The following is a 1499-nucleotide window of genomic DNA, read 5'->3' as shown; positions in this document are numbered from 1 at the left end:
TCACACCAGATCGAGCGACTCCACGCCCGTGCAGAGCAGCTTCGTGGAGAGCGCTATGAGGTCATCGAGCGGCACCTTCTTGCCGTCGGCCACCCACTGGCGGTACATGTCGAGCGAGCTGCCGGCGAGGAAGTTGTTCACGATGCTCTGCTCGGGCTCGCTCAGCGCCGCATAGGGATTGTGGCGCTCGCGGTTGTGGCGCAGCGCCGCGGCGAACATCGCGTTGCAGAACGGCCGGTAGCTCGGCTCGCAGATGAGCCGCTCGACGAAGGGGTCGGCAGCGGCGAGGTACTCGAAGAACACGCGGTTGACCTCGGCCATGGGCATCTTCGGGTCGATCCGGTCGATGGCGGCGTAGTAGCCCTCGCTGGCGATGCGGATCATGTCCTCGTAGAGCGCCTCGATGCAGGTGTAGTGCAGGTAGAAGGTCTTGCGGTGGATGCGGGCGCGCCGCGAGAGCTCGGTGACGTTGATCTGCGATGCGTCTCCCTCCATCACCATGTCGCGAAACGCCTGCTGTATCGCCTCGCGCGTCTTCTGCACGCGCAGGTCCATCTTGCGGTTGCCCTCCATGACGCCTCCCCGAATATCCACTTCCCCGGAAACCGTGGCGTAATCCACGCGGCACGGAAGCTGGACATGGAGTCCGCGCGTCGCATGGCCGATACTGTCCACGTGGACATTGTAACCGAACCCGACCGCGAGGAGGAACGAAATGGCAATCACACAGACCGCAGGGCGCGACCAGCTGGGCGACTTCGCCCCCGAGTTCGCCCACTTCAACGACGACGTGCTGTTCGGCGAGAACTGGAACAACGAGGACATCACCCTGAAGACCCGCTGCATCATCACGGTGGTCGCGCTCATGGCGCAGGGCATCACCGACAGCTCGCTGGCCTTCCACATCGCCAACGCCAAGAACGCGGGCGTCACGGCCGAGGAGATGGCCGCCGTCGTCACGCACACGGCGTTCTACGCCGGCTGGCCCAAGGCCTGGGCCGTGTTCAACCTGTGCAAGCAGGTCTACGCGGAATAGCCGCGAACCCATGAGATGACAACCCCACCAGGCAGAGAGGATTGCAACATGAAATACGCTAACGAGTCAGATTTCGAGAAGGCCAACGTGTTCGGCAAGGGCGTCCCCAACGACAACTTCGCCCAGTACTTCATCGGCAACAGCTACCTCAACCCCATCACCTGGCCTCCGAAGCCCGGCGAGCCCTTCGCGGCCAACGTCACCTTCGAGCCGGGCTGCCGCAACAACTGGCACATCCACCACGCTAAGACTGGCGGCGGGCAAATCCTGGTCTGCACGGCCGGCGAGGGCTGGTACCAGGAGTGGGGCGAGAAGCCTGTGAGCCTTTCCGAGGGCAGCTACGTGTTCATCCCCACGGGCGTGAAGCACTGGCACGGGGCCAAGGCGGACAGCTGGTTCAGCCATATCTCGATCGAGGTGCCCGGCACCGAGACCTCCAACGAGTGGCTCGAGCCGGTCGACG

Annotated in this window: 3 protein-coding genes; 2 read left to right on the top strand and 1 reads right to left on the bottom strand. The window is 63.9% G+C overall.

The window, feature by feature from the left end:
• Positions 1-675: a TetR/AcrR family transcriptional regulator gene (locus RWX45_RS00990; protein ID WP_316021931.1), complete on the bottom strand. Its 675-nt coding sequence runs from the start codon at positions 673-675 to the stop codon at positions 1-3.
• 40 nt (positions 676-715) lie between these two features.
• On the opposite strand from RWX45_RS00990, the gene RWX45_RS00985 reads away from it, so the two are divergent.
• Together RWX45_RS00985 and RWX45_RS00980 are read left to right on the top strand one after the other, a co-directional pair.
• Entirely contained in the window at positions 716-1036 is a 321-nt protein-coding gene (locus RWX45_RS00985; protein WP_316021930.1) for a carboxymuconolactone decarboxylase family protein, read from the top strand.
• A gap of 48 nt (positions 1037-1084) precedes the next feature.
• On the top strand, positions 1085-1499 hold a 415-nt coding region (locus RWX45_RS00980), incomplete at its 3' end, for a cupin domain-containing protein (protein WP_316021929.1).

Source organism: Actinomyces sp. MRS3W, from assembly GCF_032465695.1.
Taxonomy (GTDB): Bacteria; Actinomycetota; Actinomycetes; order Actinomycetales; family Actinomycetaceae; genus Actinomyces.
This window is presented reverse-complemented; position numbering and strand designations above follow the sequence as displayed.